Below are 15,615 nucleotides of genomic sequence, written 5' to 3'. Positions count from 1 at the left end.
TGAATGGATTATCAGCAATAATAAATGAGGAAAAGGTGGTGTATTATGAGACTTTCAAATAGAGAGAAATGGTTGCTATCCCTTCTGGCAGTTCTTCTACTGGGGTTTGTATTTTACTATTTTATTTATACAAACTTTTCAGAGAAAATTGCTGCAAAAAAACAGGAATATGAACTACTCAGCAATGAATTGGATCGTTTGAATATGGTAATAGCACAGTACAATTCAAAAAAGAAGGAGATTGAAAAAGCCAGGGTTGAGTATAACAAGTTGAAGGATGTCATACCACCCAACCAGGATGAGAAATTTTGTGTGATGGATCTTCAGTACCTTCTTCAAAGGATAAAAGTAGACACAAAGTCATATATCTTTGATCCAAGACAGAAAATCGATTTGGAGAGTGCAAAAAAAGAAGAGCTGGGTGAAGAATATTATCCATATTTTTATCTAACAAGGCAGACCTGGGAAGAGGTAACATATGATAAGATAAAACAGCTTTTGGATGAACAGCAGAAGTTCAAACCTTTGTTTACAGTGGAGGCATTTTCTATTAACAAGACTTCAGGTAAACTTACAGCCAATGTCCGCATAAAATTCTATGGTTTTACCGACCCTCAGAGTTTGCCACGAAGCTGGTTTCCGTTTAGCAAAGGGATTAAAAGCGGCAAAAGCAATTTGTTTAATTAGGCTTATCAGTGTCTTTGGGGTTTGAAAAAGAGATAAGATTGTAAGGTGATAGATGTGATGAGACTCAAAGGTTTTTCTCTGGTTGAGATAATTGTTGCTGTTGCTTTGTTTGCCCTGTTTATTATTCCAATCGGATTTTCTATCAATCAGTCTGTAAAAGTTACATCAAAGGCAAAAGTTGAAATGGATGTAAATCAAATTTTGAATGATGCGGTGGAGAAAATTTACGAACAGGTAAGAACCAGTGCTTATCCATCAAATGGCTCAATTGGCTATGATTTTGATAACAATGTATATGAGGTTAATTATTCATGCAATATAACAAAATCGAATTATGACATTATTGTTGAAGGTGACAGTCAGAACTCACTTACTGTATACAAAAAGGTGTACAGCGGTGGAAATATTGTTTATCAGCCCGCAGGCATAACAGTGGTATCATCTCCTGTAAATTTAGATGTGTACTACGATGAAGGTTCAAACAGAGCTGAATATAAGTTTAGCTTTGCGGGTGTCTTTCAGGTTTGCTCAATTGATTTTCCGAGCTTTAATATCCTGTGGCTTGAAAACAAACTTGCAAACAGTTTCGATGTTAACGTGGATGGTATTTTTAGACAAAACAGCACAAGTCGATATCCTCTATTATTAATAAACTGGGGGGAGTTCAATAATTTTCATTATTTAAAACCTGTTACAATTAGTGACAGGGTGGAGTTTTTCGACACAAGCACATCATCCTATTTCAATCAGCTTGTAGAGGTGTCACTGGAGATTAAAGACTCAAAGAGAGGTGTTGTTTTGAAGAGGTATAAATTTATGGTGAGGAGGTGAACAAAATGAAAAGAAGAAATAATAAGCTTTTTGTTAATCGAGGTTCAGCTCTTATTATAGTAATAATTCTTATAAGCATTTTGTTTGTCATGGTGCTGGGAAGCATGTCAGCAGTTGTGGCTTCGCTTAACAGAAGTGTTTCGATATTTCAAAAAACAACAACTGCTTATGCCTCTCAAAGTGGAACCGAAAAGACATTGTTTTATCTAAATCAATTGCTGGAAGAGATTAAAAGATCGGTTTTAAAGTACTATTTCGATGATAATATGGTAATTTCAGCTAATATTGGCGAGCTATCACCATCCGATGTAATGTATGAACCAAAGACAATCAGAACTGCTTTGTATGGTTCGCCGCCTTCCATCACATATGATCAGGCAAAGGAAAGAATAAAGCAGGGTATGACAAAGTATGTGACAAAGAAGTTGTTAGAATTTCTTGGATTTTCAAATGGGACGGGTGTCAGTTTTAATGTTGATAACAGCGGAATCATTGTAAGCAGCTTTTCTCAGCTCAAAGATTACCTCAAAGCGGATTTTGAGAGTCGTTTATCAGATTTTTCACTTGAAGACATAAAAATAGACTATGATTCATCCAGTAACATGTTTATTTTACGCACAATAGCAAGGGAAAAAGGCAAAAATACAAAAAGAGTGGAAAGAGTAGAATTCAAAATTCCCGAAATAGATCCAACCAACTTTGTAAATCTTGCAACAGTCAATACAACAACTCCGGTATCCACTCCAAATCCATTTGATATTTTTGACTATGCAATGTTCTCCTATGGGAATATAAATGCGAACAAACATTTAACTGTTGTGGGTGGCAATATTGGCACGGCAAAGGACTTGACTGTTGGAGAAGCCTGTTATCTTGATGTAACAAACATAATTGTGCTTGGCAACACTATTTTCAATACAAACCAGTCATCGCCATCCACCGTCAAAGCTTCGGGTATATTTTATACCAAAGGTAACTTTAGAGCAAACAGCGGTGGCATAACACTTGATGCCAATATTCTTGCTGTTGATGACCAAAACGAAGGCATTATATGGGATGCTGGTTCAAAAATGACTGTAAAGGAGATATATGCCAAAAAAGTTCAGGTAAGTGGAGCTGGTACTCAAATCAGAATTGATTCTAAAGGGTGTATTGATAACCTGACAATTTCAGACGGTGCGACTGTAATTTTGGGCCCTGGAGCAGAGCTATATTGCCAGAATCTAACGGCGCAAAATCAGAATGTAAATCTGTATATAGAAAATGGCGCAAAGCTGTATGCTAAAAATATAACCTGGGGTGGCAGTGGTAGCAGTGCTGCGAATAGATCTTTCTTCGGAGGCTATAGAAGTGGAAATACCACAGTGGCAAGTGGTGAGTTTTATTCTGAAAACCTTAACATGACAGGTAACAATTATGTAACACTGGGAGTATTTACCGGCCAATCTTTGTCAATGAATTTTAACAGCGGTTTACTGAACACACTTGATGTGCCCACCAGTGATAGAATCAAATACAGAAGTATTTTACCAGCTCTGAGCAGTTTTCCATCTTCCATTCGCAGCAAATTTCAGAATGATTCGGGTTTGTCTTACTCATACACATCTCTATCGGCTCCGGCAATTGTTGATGATGTTCGCTCAATACTTACATTCTGGCAGGATTCGATATTAAGCAAAAAAGATGAGATTAGAAACATAGTTGGTGGAGATTGGAGTAAATTTCATGCAGAGCAGGTTGTTGCTGGGCCACCTGCTGAATACAAGTGGTATGCAACTGCTCAAATCAATGACAACGATTTTTACGACTCAAGTCGCATACCTCCGTTGCAAAGTGGTGACAGTCTCGTACTTATGACAACACAGGGTATTGATATGAGTCCTTCTGGAAATATAATTAGAAATGGTGTTTTTATTTCACTTGCTGAAGATACAGGATTCAATGTCAATAGCACTGGTAATCTAAAAATCATATGGGACAGACCGAGCGAGCAAACCATAAATGAAATTACCAATGATTTGAATTTGCCCATTGTTCCAACACCAACTCCTGTGCCCACAGCAAATATAACCACGGGTACCACAAATAATTTCCAAATAATAAATCGAAGAATGAGTATAGAGTAAAAGGTTAATATTTAGAAATAGTAGTCAAAAAGGGGAGTGAGTAAGATGAAGAAGAGGGTAATTTCAATTCTTTCTTTATTGTTTTTCTTAATAAACACGCTTGTAGGTACTTTGATATTTCATCAAGAAGCAAAAGCAGCAGCATATACTGTGGATTTTGAAGGCACTGATACTCTATCTTTCTTTGCATATGGAAAATCAAACATTGCAGTTGACATGAGCAATGCATATAATGGTAAAAGCAGTATCAGGGTGTCAAATAGAAGTTCAATATGGGATGGAGTTGCAGTTGATGTTAAAAACATTATGAACAATGGAACCACATGGGTAGTTTCAGCGTATGTAAAACATAGCTACCAGAAGCCGGTTGCATTTGGTATCTCAGCGGTTTATGACGATGGAAGTGGGGTTAAGAGTACTCTTATAGGTGAGGTTGTGGCTATTCCAAATTATTGGAAGAAAATTGTTGGTAAATGGACTCCAAATATTAGCAATGTCAGGAATTTGTTAATTGTAGTACACACAATTGTAGAAAGTGGAGTAGATTATAATGTTGACTATATCCAAATAATGGATGATAATAGTTACCTATCAAATGCGGTGACATTTTCAAGTGGATTTGAAAGTGGTACCACCGAAGGATGGCAGGCAAGGGGAAGCGGTGTTACAGTAAAACCAGATAGCGTTGTGGCATATAATGGCAAGTATAGTTTGTACGTCAGTGGGAGAACGTCAAATTGGCATGGTGCACAGATTCCGGTGGATACAATTTTGGAACAGGGTAAAGTATATAAAATAAGTGTTTGGGTTTATCAGAACAGTGGTTCAACTCAAAAAATGTCATTAACTATGCAAAGGAGATTTGCTACAGATCCTTCAACAAGCTATGAAAATCTGATATATAACAGGGATGTACCGAGTAATACGTGGGTTGAGCTGAGTGGAAGCTACTCAATTCCTGCTGGTGTTACAGTTAGCGAGTTATTACTTTATGTTGAGGCACAAAATGCAAATTTGGCTTTCTGGGTTGATGATTTAAAGATTTATGATTTATCCAAGCTGGCTGAACCTGAATGGGAGATACCATCTTTGATAGAAAAGTATAAAGATTATTTCAAAGTAGGGGTAGCTTTATCTTACAAAAGCATTGCTTCTGATACAGAGAAGAAGATGGTTTTGAAGCATTTCAATAGTATTACTGCAGGGAATGAAATGAAACCATCAGAGTTACTTATCAGTGAAAATAATTATAACTTTAGTAAAGCAGATGAATTTGTAAATTTTGCAACAAGTAACAACATTGCCATCAGAGGTCATACACTGGTTTGGCATGAGCAAACACCCGACTGGTTTTTCAAGGATGCAAATGGAAATACCTTGAGCAAGGATGCATTGCTAAGCAGATTAAAGCAGTATATTTATACGGTAGTGGGAAGATATAAAGGGAAGGTTTATGCATGGGATGTGGTAAATGAAGCAATAGATGAAAGTCAAGGTAATGGATTCAGGAGATCTAACTGGTACAACATTTGTGGTCCCGAATATATTGAAAAGGCTTTTATATGGGCACATGAAGCCGATCCAGACGCAAAATTGTTTTACAACGATTACAACACAGAAAACAGTCAGAAGAGACAGTTTATTTACAACATGATTAAGAGTCTCAAGGAAAAAGGTGTTCCAATTCATGGAATAGGATTGCAGTGTCATATAAATCTTGATTGGCCCTCGATTAGCGAGATAGAGAACACCATAAAATTGTTCAGCTCTATACCTGGATTGGAGATACACATTACAGAGCTTGATATGAGTTTTTATCAGTGGGGTTCGAGTACCAGTTATTCAACGCCACCAAGAGATCTCCTGATAAAACAGGCAATGAGATATAAGGAGTTATTCGATTTATTTAAAAAGTACAATGTAATAACTAATGTAACATTCTGGGGACTAAAGGATGATTACTCATGGCTGAGTCAAAACTTTGGAAAAAGTGATTACCCGTTGTTATTTGATGAAAACTATAAATCAAAATATGCCTTTTGGAGCCTGATTGAGCCAACTGTGGTGCCGGTCAACTCAACATTGCCAGCGCCGCCAGCTATTCAAGTACCTACACCAACATCCACACCAACGCCAACCGCGACCCCGACACCAACAGTAAGTGTAACTCCAACGCCAACCCCGACACCGACGGGTGCACCTGGTACGGGAAGTGGATTTAAGGTACTGTACAAGAACAATGAGACGAGTGCGAGTGCGGCATCAATAAGGCCATGGTTTAAGATAGTGAATGGAGGCAGCAGCAGTGTTGATCTTAGCAGGGTTAAGATAAGATACTGGTACACGGTGGATGGTGACAAGCCGCAGAGTGCGGTATGTGACTGGGCACAGATAGGAGCAAGCAATGTGACATTCAACTTTGTGAAGCTGAGCAGCGCTGTGAGTGGAGCGGATTATTACTTGGAGGTAGGGTTTAGCAGTGGAGCTGGGCAGCTGCAGCCTGGGAAGGACACAGGGGATATACAGGTAAGGTTTAACAAGAATGACTGGAGCAATTACAACCAGGCAGACGACTGGTCATGGATGCAGAGCATGACGAATTATGGAGAAAATACGAAGGTAACGCTGTATGTAGATGGAGTTCTGGTATGGGGGCAGGAGCCGGGAGGAGCGACACCTGCACCGACAAGCACAGCAACACCAACGCCAACGCCGACAGTAACATCAACACCAACCCCAACACCTACACCTACACCGACAGCGACCCCGACACCGACAGTGAGTGTAATGCCAACACCGGCACCGACGGCATCACCGGCAGGTGGGAGTTACTGGACACCGAGTGAAAGTTACGGTGCGCTGAAGGTATGGTATGCGAATGGTAATTTGAGCAGCACGACGAATGTATTGAATCCGAAGATAAAGATAGAGAATGTAGGGACGACGGCGGTAGATCTTAGCAGGGTTAAGGTAAGATACTGGTACACGATAGATGGAGAGGCGACACAGAGTGTAAGTGTAGCAAGCAGCATAAATCCTGCGTATATAGATGTGAAGTTTGTGAAGCTTAGGGCGAATGCAGGCGGAGCGGACTATTATGTAGAGGTAGGTTTTAAGAGTGGAGCAGGTGTTTTGGCAGCGGGTCAGAGCACGAAGGAGATAAGGCTAAGCATACAGAAGAGCAGCGGCAGCTACAATCAGTCGAATGACTATTCGGTAAGAAGTGTGACGAGCTATATAGAGAACGAGAAGGTAACAGGGTATATAGATGATGTACTTGTATGGGGCAAAGAGCCGAGCAGGAACGCCCAGATCAAGGTATGGTATGCGAATGGTAATTTGAGCAGCACGACGAATGTATTGAATCCGAAGATAAAGATAGAGAATGTAGGGACGACGGCGGTAGATCTTAGCAGGGTTAAGGTAAGATACTGGTACACGATAGATGGAGAGGCGACACAGAGTGTAAGTGTAGCAAGCAGCATAAATCCTGCGTATATAGATGTGAAGTTTGTGAAGCTTGGGGCAAATGCCGGCGGAGCGGACTATTATGTAGAGGTAGGTTTTAAGAGTGGAGCAGGTGTTTTGGCAGCGGGTCAGAGCACGAAGGAGATAAGGCTAAGCATACAGAAGAGCAGCGGCAGCTACAATCAGTCGAATGACTATTCGGTAAGAAGTGTGACGAGCTATATAGAGAACGAGAAGGTAACAGGGTATATAGATGATGCGATAGTAAGGGGCAAAGAGCCGAGCAGGGGTACAAAGCCGGCGGGTGGAGTGACACCGACACCGGCACCGACGCCGACGGCAACTCCGACCCCGACTCCGACAACCACACCTACGCCCACACCAACACCTACTGTGACGGTGACACCAACTTCTACTCCCACACCGGTTTCATCATCCACTCCTACACCAACAGCAACGCCAACACCTACACCTTCTATCACGATAACACCAGCGCCAACTGCAACACCCACTCCGACTCCTTCTGTCACAGATGATACAAATGATGATTGGTTATTTGCGCAGGGTAACAAAATAGTCGACAAGGATGGCAAACCTGTATGGTTAACAGGGGTTAATTGGTTTGGATTTAATACGGGAACAAATGTGTTTGATGGTGTATGGAGTTGTAATCTTAAAAATGCATTAGCTGAGATTGCAAACAGAGGATTTAATTTGCTAAGAGTACCGATTTCAGCAGAGCTGATTTTGAATTGGTCGAAAGGAATTTATCCGAAACCAAATATAAATTACTATGTTAACCCAGAGTTAGAAGGATTGACAAGTTTAGAGGTATTTGATTTTGTAGTAAAAACATGCAAAGAAGTTGGACTGAAAATTATGTTGGATATTCATAGTGCAAAAACTGATGCGATGGGGCATATATATCCGGTATGGTATACAGATACTATAACGCCAGAAGATTATTATAAAGCATGTGAATGGATCACAGAGAGATATAAAAATGATGATACAATTGTAGCATTTGATTTGAAGAATGAGCCACATGGTAAACCATGGCAAGATAGTGTTTTTGCAAAATGGGACAATTCAACAGATATTAACAACTGGAAATATGCAGCTGAGACCTGTGCGAAGAGAATACTTGCAAAAAATCCAAACATGTTAATAGTAATTGAAGGAATAGAAGCTTATCCAAAAGATGATGTTACGTGGACTTCAAAATCATCAAGTGACTATTATTCTACCTGGTGGGGAGGAAACTTACGGGGTGTTAAAAAGTATCCAATAAACCTTGGACAGTATCAGAACAAAGTGGTTTATTCACCACATGATTATGGACCATTGGTTTACCAGCAACCCTGGTTTTATCCTGGATTTACCAAAGAAACGCTTTACAATGATTGCTGGAGGGATAATTGGGCTTATATTATGGATAATGGGATAGCTCCGTTGCTCATTGGTGAATGGGGTGGTTACTTAGATGGTGGCGATAATGAAAAGTGGATGACTTATTTGAGAGATTATATTATAGAAAACCATATTCATCATACATTCTGGTGTTACAATGCAAATTCTGGTGATACTGGAGGATTGGTGGGATATGATTTTACGACATGGGATGAACAGAAGTATAATTTCTTAAAACCAGCTTTATGGCAGGATAGTAAAGGAAGATTTGTTGGGCTTGATCACAAGAGACCACTGGGTACAAATGGGAAGAATATAAATATAACCATTTATTACCAGAACGGAGAAAAACCGCCTGTTCCAAAGAATTAATAAATGGATGAACACTTCTTTTGCAAATGTGATGGAGGCTACTCAAAGTTGATTTGGTAGCCTCTATCTTTTTAAAAAAGTGGCTCTACAATAAATATTATTGTGGGGAGAAAGGGAAAAATTAAATCTAATTATATCACTGGACTTTTAAAATCGAAAGATATCATTCTTCTTAAAATGGATGAGAATGAAAGTGAAATAGAATTTCACATAAGTTACAAGTAAGGTACATGATTATCACACACAGAAGGTAAAAGACATACCTATAATGGGCAAGAAAATATATTTGATTATAAGAAAGAGAAGATATGTCTGCAAAGCATGTGGGAAGAAGTTTTTTGAACACATAACTTTTATAGGCAAATCTCAAAGGATGACAAATAGACTTGCAGCATATATTATAAGTCAACTTGGAAGTTTAACAAGTATGAAAGAGATAGCAAAACACACAAATGTTTCAGCTGTAGCAGTTATGAGATTGTTTGATAAAGTAAATCCAGGTCAAACTGTAGATGAGTTTTTTCTGAAGCAATATGGGCAGAATAGTTTTAAGGCAATGCTTTTGCAAATTTCTGATGCACTTGAAAAAATGACAGATTCCATGCAAAAGTTCAAAGATTATTTTGAAGGATACAAAAACACAAATATATTCTATGTGCCCCCCGGGGCTCTTAAAAGCAGTAATTTTGAAAAAGCACTGGATTCATACATGGATAAGAGCAGAAAAATAACAAAGATTATCCTTATCCTTGACACCAATCCTTATACAAACAAAGCAATAGATATTGTTGACAGTGTTGAAAAGGTATTGAAAAACTCTTTGAAGTTTGTTGATGCAAAATTCACTGAATTTGGTGTTGGCGGAATATCGTCAAGCAATCACGATTTGAGAAGCATCTATTTTAAAGATTTCAGGACTTTGAGACTCATAATGATACATTGGCTGTAATAATTTTGGCAGGCACGTTTGCGGCAATGCTGCCATCCGGGATTTTAACGCTCATGCAGGTTTCAGTGTGTGTTGTGATAGGACTTGTTTTGCTTGCATTTTTCCTGCTGCCACTTTTGTTCAATAGTTTGATGAGAATAAAAAGGGATATAATATAAAAATGCTCTTAAAAAGCAATTTAGATAGCTGCCTCCAAGAAAAGGGGGCAGCTTTTTGTTTGAAGAAAAACATAAGAAAATTTAAGAAATTTAGAGATATTTAAAGAAAGAGAAAGCTGATAGCTAAAAATTGCATAAAATTAACTAAAAAAAAAAAAAAAAAAAAGCTTGACAGGATAAAAATTAACAAAGTAAAATTAAGGTAATAATGTCAGGTAAAATTTTAATAAATATAGCAATTTGAATATTTTCTTTTGTAAATAAGATTGAATACAAAATATTTATTTGTTCAGGCTACAGCATTGCCTTAAGGGGTTCAAAGCAGCCGGGGCAATTTTGCTGAGAAGTTGCCCCGGTTGTTGAAGTTTATGAAAACAGGATATTTAAAGGAGTGCAATTAAATTGACGATGGTATCTGTTGACAATCTTTTTAAGAGTTTTGGTAAAAAAGAAGTCTTAAAAGGGATAAATCTTGTTTTTGAAGAAAACAAAGTTTATGGTTTGTTTGGGAAAAATGGAGCAGGAAAGACTACATTGCTAAAAATTATATTGAGGCTTCTATTTCCTACGAAGGGGAGTGTTTCTGTTTTTGGTAAAAATCCACGGAATGGTGGGTTAAAGGAGGTTGGTTATCTTCCTGAAAATTTGGCAGGATATTTTGAGCTGAGCGCATATGATAATATTGACATAATAGCCAGAATGCAGGGGATTGAGTTGCGAAGGGAAGAAATTTTTGAGATTCTTGAGGCTGTTAACTTAAAAGAAGTGGCATCGAAAAAAGTAAAAGATTTTTCGCTTGGTATGAAGAGGAGACTTCAACTTGCTTTTGCAATTTGCATAGGTGATAAAAAGTTGTTAATTTTAGACGAACCAACTAATGGACTTGATATTGAGGGTGTATTTTGGCTCAAAGAGAGGATTAAAGAAATGAAAGGGCAAAAAGATAAAACTATAATCATTTCAACACATGCTTTTGAGGAACTTGAAAGTATAATAGATGAGTTTATAATAATTCACAAAGGAGAAATAAAGGTAAAAAGCAATATTAGTGATTTGGAAGTAAGGAACAAAAAGTTTGTAAAAATTAAAAAAGAAGATGCTGAAAAATTTGTTAGATTAGCAAATTTATTAAAGTTAAATTATACCGGACTTTCTGATGTTGAATTTATAGTTGAGGAAAATGAAGAGATAAACTTTCTTGAACAAATAATAAAAAACGACATAGAATTACAGAAATTTGAGACATACAGACAGACAATAAAAAGTGTATTTGAGGTAATGACAAAGGAGTAGATGTGAGAAATGATTCTTAATGTTTTTGCAGGCGAATTGAAGAAAGTTTTAAAATCCAAATTATTTTTAATTTCAATGCTTGTTTACGTCTTTATTTTTGTGGTAGCTTTAATTAGCAGGTTTTTTAATAAAAATTCAGGGGTTTATTTGTACAATATTGAATTGGAAAAGTTAATTTCCCTTTCATTGTTTTACTTTTATATTATGAATACTCTGTATTTGGGTGCTGTGCTTGGAGGTATCGAGGGAGGATATGAATTTCATAATAACACTTTTAGTTTTTCACATATATTTCAAGGTAGAATAAGACAGCACATTTTAAAAATATTTACATTATTTATTTTGTTAATAGGAATTTTGTTAATTACATTTACAATTACATATATATTTTGTTTGTTCCGAATTTCTGATATTGAATTTAGCTTGAGTTTTAAAAGAATTATCAGACAGTTTTTGGTTACTCTATTGATTTCAATTGAATTGAGTCTTTTTTCATACATATTGGCGATTGTTATAAAGAGAATGTATGTTGCAATTTCTCTTGCAATATTTCTTCCATATTTAATAAATATTGTATGTAGTGTATCCCAGATATTTCAAGATTTAGGCAAATATTGGTTTAATACAATTAATTCTACATTGATAATTAAAGTTTTCTCCGATTTGGCTTCTTCGGAGGGTTATGTAACAATAAAAACTGCCAACATAAGCAATCTGGCTGATTTTAATGTATCATTATTAATTTCCACAAGTTACCTTGTGATATTTTTGATAATTATATTATGGATAGGTTCTTTTGTATCAGAAAATTGAATATAACGGGTGGTGTTAAATCAAGTGAAGATAAAATTTTTATTGAAGGTTGTTTTAATTTGTTTTTTATTTTTTGGTATTTTGTTAATTATCAATTCAGGGAATTTTAATCAGTTCAAGAGTGATAAGGTAAGCTATAATACTTCTATTAAAAGAATTGGTACAAAAGAATACGTCACAAATATAAAATTTAACTATGTTGTTGAATATGGGAAGGAAGAAACTTTTGTAATTTATGTAGACAAAGATTCATTGATTCTTAATTGTCAGCATATGAAGTGCACTAACAAGATTACAATTAAAATAAAAGATAAGAGAGATAGGATAATTTACGAAAAAGATATTGGAGAGAAAGGAGATGAAAAATTGGAAGTAGGTAATTTGAAAAATGGTGAATATAAGCTAATTCTTTTTTTCAAAAAAGGTGTAGGAGAAGGTTATATAAAGATAGAATAAATTAATCCTTTGCTGAGTGGCAGGTGATATAGTGATTAGTTTAAAAACAACAGAACCTGAAATAAAGAAAGTGCTTAAATCTAATTTAATACTTGCAACATATTTTTTTTATGTAATACTAATGATTTTAATATACAGGAACACGAGCAAAAATGGTAATTTAGGTACAGTTTTTTCACCTTATGCTTCAGGTTTATTGTTGTATTGCAATTTACTGGGTAGTATAGCGATAGCAGTTTTCTCTGCTGTTATTTGCAACAAAGAGTATCAGGCAAATTTACTCTTTATTTATTCCACGAATCTGAAAAGAGACTACTTTCTTCTATTTAAACAATTAACAATATTTTGTTTTTCATTGCTTTTAGGTTTAACATCTCTGCTGTTAGGAGTGATTTTTGACGCGATTATAAATGCTAATGCTTTACCATGGTACAAGCTAATTGTGCAATTAATCAGTATTGTCTTTTGTTTATTTTTAGTGGGAAATTTATCATTTACACTACATCTGCTAACACGGAACTTTGTTTATTCATTGAGCATTCCCATATTTTTAATATTTTTTGAACCAGCAATTCATAGATTTTCGAGTGGAATTTTTTTAATAAAAACTTTAATAGTGTTTAATACATATAGTTTTTTAAATAATTTCTTTAGCAATTTAAAATATGGGAGCATAATAATAATTCCTGAAAACAGAGCGTATAATTCGTTATTAGTATCTTTCTTTATACTTTTGGGTTATTTAATTTTTATGTTTTGTGTTCAATTTGCATTTATCAAAAGTGAAAAATTTACATCTAAATGAAGAAAATAATAAGTATTTTTAAAATTAATTTCCGATTAGGTATTGTTTTGCTCGCATTTTTCTTGCTGCCACTTTTGTTCAATAGTTTGATGAGGATAAAAAGGGATATAGTATAAAAATCATTTTAAAAAGCAGTTTAGATAGCTGCCCTAGGAAAATGGGGGGCAGCTTTTTGTTTGTAGAAATATAAGAAAATTTAAGAAATTTAGAGATATTTAAAGTAAGAAAGAGCCAATGGCTAAAAATTGCAAAAAATTAAGTTAAAAAAACGGGTTTGACAAAGTAAAAGTTAATAAAGTAGAATTGAGGTAGAAATTACAAGGAGAATATTAGTAAATATATAAGCTTTCTTGTTACCCTTCTCAAATAAGATAGATTGCTTGTAAATAGGGTAATATACCTGAGAATATAAAAAAGAAAATATTTAATTTAATTTCAAAAAATTTTAACATGGGTTGGCATTAACCTTTTATGGGCGCCCATGAAAAGATATAAAACAAAATTAAGACCAGCTAATTAAAGTCAAGAGTTTTTTTAAAAAATTTTGACACCATTTTATGGTATAAGATTCTTTAAAGAGGGCGCAAAAAGGTAAGCCATCCATTAGAAGTTGACATAACATATGGAGGCTGAGTAGTGTTATTGTTAACTAATGTTTCGTAAACAGAACAATTGTTTATGCACTACAAACTGCAGTTTTATTAAAGTATTTTTGAATATGTTCTTCTGGAGTTCTAAGTTCAAAAGGTTTTTTATCGCGCATAACAGCAAAGATAATACAAATAATTTTTCTCATAACAGCACCTAATGCAACTTTTTTGGGCTTTTGTTGGCACTTTTTCTGATAGTATTCGAATAATACAGGATTACAAGGTTTAGAATTTCTTTTTGTTCTGATATTGGCAAGAGCAATTGTAAATAAGATTCTTCGCAAGATTTTAGAACCACGTTTAGACATTTTATTTTTTGTGCCAACAAATTGCCCCGATTGATTTACGGAAGGATCTACACCAAAGAAAGCAACAAGCTTGTTGGGTTTTGAAAATTTTTCGAAATCACCTATTTCAGCAAGGATAGTTGCAGCGGATAGAAAACCTATGCCGGGGATAGATTGAAGGAGGTTAATATTTTCCATGAGTGAAGGCTGAGATTGCGAAGATTGCTGAACAAGTTGATTTATGGCTTCAAAAATTTTGTCGATATTCTGCTGTAAATTCAGGACCATGTTAATATAGACTTTAAGCATAGTAACAGTTGCTAAGTCTGATATAGAAAAAGGTTGAAACTGTTTAGCTTTTGCGACAAGTAATTCATATTTTTCTTTGGCCCATTGATAGCTTTTTTTAGAGGTTAGCTGAATGATGGAAATAAGTTTTTCGCTGTCAGCGCCTAAGATATCGGTTGGAGTTGGGTAGTTTTCAAGTATAGCCAAGGATGTTTTAGAACAAATGTCAGGGAAGACCTCTTTGAAATTGAGCATAATTTGATCGACGACAGAAGTAAGTCTGTATTTGTAAGAGGTTAGTTCATCACTGAGGTTGTAATACTGGCGGCATAGGTTTTTCAAGCAGTCGAGGATTTCAGATGAAGGTTGTACTACAGTAGAGTCAGTAAGTCTAAAAGTTAATGCAATCCACAGGGCATCGGTTTTATCATTTTTTACTTTTCTAACTCCCGCATTTTTGATAGAATTAGATTGGATGGGATTGATAATTGAAACATCCCAGCCATTAGAAGTAAAGAAGCGGGAGAGGATTTTGTGGTAATGCCCTGTGGCTTCCATGACGATGATAGGGCGTGCTGCGAAATCCTCTTCAACTTTTTTAAGGATTTCAATAGCCCTATCAAAATCAGAGGGATTATTGTGACGGATAGTCAAGCGGGCAATTATTTCATTTGTAGGAGATATAATCACCATTTCGCTGAAATACTTGGCTACATCAATCCCGGCAATAGGTTTTAGATTCATAGCAATTAAACCTCCCTGCAAGTGATTTTGAAATTGAATTAGGGCATGAGTTTTCCATTCCGAGCAAAGGTAAGTATACAACCTTGCACGTGATGCGAGGAACCAGCTTTGATTAGGATCTAAGCTGGCCTCAACCAGCCAAATAGTTTAGACTTACCTGGAATGGAATAATAATCTTTTTCACGGGTATACGGAAAGAAGTTCCGTTCCCAGGGGGCGCGTACAGGTAAATTCCATGCCCAGATAGAAAGAATTATATCAAAGTTAGAATGGCTGGC

At 36.0% G+C, this 15,615-nt stretch carries 10 protein-coding genes and 1 pseudogene; 10 read left to right on the top strand and 1 reads right to left on the bottom strand.

Annotated features, from left to right (window positions below):
- Positions 1–45 precede the first annotated feature (45 nt).
- The 10 genes and pseudogenes from OTK00_RS08365 (at position 46) to OTK00_RS08320 (ending at position 13,368) form a co-directional block, all read left to right on the top strand.
- Positions 46–687 (top strand): type II secretion system protein M, encoded by a 642-nt coding sequence (locus OTK00_RS08365; RefSeq protein ID WP_045169844.1) that lies wholly within the window; start codon positions 46–48, stop codon positions 685–687.
- 45 nt (positions 688–732) lie between these two features.
- Positions 733–1,518 carry a type II secretion system protein gene (locus tag OTK00_RS08360; protein ID WP_157841029.1) on the top strand — a complete coding sequence of 262 codons (786 nt, stop codon included), beginning with the start codon at positions 733–735 and terminating at the stop codon, positions 1,516–1,518.
- A gap of 5 nt (positions 1,519–1,523) precedes the next feature.
- Positions 1,524–3,644: a hypothetical protein gene (locus tag OTK00_RS08355; RefSeq protein WP_045169842.1), complete on the top strand. Its 2,121-nt coding sequence runs from the start codon at positions 1,524–1,526 to the stop codon at positions 3,642–3,644.
- Between the two features lie 45 nt (positions 3,645–3,689).
- Positions 3,690–8,894, top strand: coding sequence for an endo-1,4-beta-xylanase (locus tag OTK00_RS08350; protein WP_045169841.1), 5,205 nt, complete (start codon positions 3,690–3,692; stop codon positions 8,892–8,894).
- A gap of 177 nt (positions 8,895–9,071) precedes the next feature.
- Positions 9,072–9,447, top strand: a pseudogene (locus OTK00_RS12295) (transposase family protein); the annotation flags it as partial.
- Between the two features lie 386 nt (positions 9,448–9,833).
- Positions 9,834–10,001: a hypothetical protein gene (locus tag OTK00_RS12290; RefSeq protein ID WP_456298810.1), complete on the top strand. Its 168-nt coding sequence runs from the start codon at positions 9,834–9,836 to the stop codon at positions 9,999–10,001.
- Positions 10,002–10,409: 408 nt separating this feature from the next.
- Positions 10,410–11,294 (top strand): ABC transporter ATP-binding protein, encoded by an 885-nt coding sequence (locus OTK00_RS08335; RefSeq protein WP_045169840.1) that lies wholly within the window; start codon positions 10,410–10,412, stop codon positions 11,292–11,294.
- A gap of 36 nt (positions 11,295–11,330) precedes the next feature.
- A complete protein-coding gene (locus OTK00_RS08330; protein WP_268760765.1) occupies positions 11,331–12,107 on the top strand; it encodes a hypothetical protein in 777 nt (258 codons plus the stop codon).
- A gap of 81 nt (positions 12,108–12,188) precedes the next feature.
- The gene (locus tag OTK00_RS08325) at positions 12,189–12,563 is read left to right on the top strand and encodes a DUF3244 domain-containing protein (RefSeq protein WP_268760764.1); all 375 of its coding nucleotides are present in this window, start codon (positions 12,189–12,191) and stop codon (positions 12,561–12,563) included.
- Between the two features lie 16 nt (positions 12,564–12,579).
- Positions 12,580–13,368, top strand: coding sequence for a hypothetical protein (locus OTK00_RS08320; protein ID WP_157841028.1), 789 nt, complete (start codon positions 12,580–12,582; stop codon positions 13,366–13,368).
- Positions 13,369–14,044: 676 nt separating this feature from the next.
- Here OTK00_RS08320 and OTK00_RS08315 read toward each other — a convergent pair.
- Complete coding sequence (locus tag OTK00_RS08315) at positions 14,045–15,337, bottom strand: IS110 family RNA-guided transposase (protein WP_045168742.1); 1,293 nt, start codon at positions 15,335–15,337, stop codon at positions 14,045–14,047.
- Positions 15,338–15,615 lie beyond the last annotated feature (278 nt).

The organism is Caldicellulosiruptor morganii, assembly GCF_026810225.1.
Classification (GTDB): domain Bacteria; phylum Bacillota; class Thermoanaerobacteria; order Caldicellulosiruptorales; family Caldicellulosiruptoraceae; genus Caldicellulosiruptor; species Caldicellulosiruptor morganii.
The sequence above is the reverse complement of the archived record's forward strand: the minus strand, read 5'-3'. Positions and strand labels throughout refer to the sequence as shown.

Excerpts from the sequence above, each read along its gene's own strand:
- OTK00_RS08365 (WP_045169844.1), top strand. The coding sequence starts at position 46 with ATGAGACTTTCAAATAGAGAGAAATGGTTGCTATCCCTTCTGGCAGTT.
- OTK00_RS08355 (WP_045169842.1), top strand. The coding sequence starts at position 1,524 with ATGAAAAGAAGAAATAATAAGCTTTTTGTTAATCGAGGTTCAGCTCTT.
- OTK00_RS08350 (WP_045169841.1), top strand. The coding sequence starts at position 3,690 with ATGAAGAAGAGGGTAATTTCAATTCTTTCTTTATTGTTTTTCTTAATA.
- OTK00_RS08335 (WP_045169840.1), top strand. The coding sequence starts at position 10,410 with ATGGTATCTGTTGACAATCTTTTTAAGAGTTTTGGTAAAAAAGAAGTC.
- OTK00_RS08315 (WP_045168742.1), bottom strand. The coding sequence starts at position 15,337 with ATGAATCTAAAACCTATTGCCGGGATTGATGTAGCCAAGTATTTCAGC.